Below are 474 nucleotides of genomic sequence, written 5' to 3'. Positions count from 1 at the left end.
CCGTCCTCAAACGGATGCGCCTGCCCTACCTGCGGGCTGCCGCACCGGAGGTGCTCGCCACCGCGAAAGCGCAGCGGTGGGATCCCACCGAGGTCCTCAAGGTCCTTCTCGACGAGGAGGTCCGCGGCCGGGACGAGGCAACGAAGGCGATGCGCCGCAAAACCGCCGGGCTTCCGGCCGGGAAGACGTTTTCCTCATGGCGGGAACAGGATTCATCGATCCCGGCTCCTACCCAGCCGCAGGCGCAGGATCCGCCGCTGCGGGGCTGGTAGTCGTGCACGTGCCCGGCGCGGTCCTGGCTGATCTCACAACACGCGTGCAACTGGGCCTGAAGGGCGGCGCGGCCGCGCTGAACCCGGGATTTCATCCCGGACACCGAGATTCCCGCCTCACCCGCGGCAGCGGCGTGGGTTCGGGCGTCGAGGTCGACCATCTTCACCGCCGCGGCCTGCTCGGCGGGCAGCCCCGAGAGCA

The 474-nt window shown here is 70.3% G+C and carries 2 pseudogenes; one reads left to right on the top strand and one right to left on the bottom strand.

Going from position 1 to position 474, the window contains the following annotated elements:
• Positions 1 to 236: pseudogene (locus P3H15_RS55110) on the top strand (ATP-binding protein); the annotation flags it as partial.
• On the opposite strand, the pseudogene P3H15_RS55725 reads toward P3H15_RS55110, so the two are convergent.
• Positions 236 to 474: pseudogene (locus P3H15_RS55725) on the bottom strand (sigma factor-like helix-turn-helix DNA-binding protein); the annotation flags it as partial. The pseudogenes P3H15_RS55110 and P3H15_RS55725 overlap by 1 nt on opposite strands.

The sequence above is a fragment of the Rhodococcus sp. T2V genome, from assembly GCF_029269925.1.
In the GTDB taxonomy this organism is placed as follows: Bacteria; Actinomycetota; Actinomycetes; order Mycobacteriales; family Mycobacteriaceae; genus Rhodococcus_F; species Rhodococcus_F koreensis.
The sequence above is the reverse complement of the archived record's forward strand: the minus strand, read 5'-3'. Positions and strand labels throughout refer to the sequence as shown.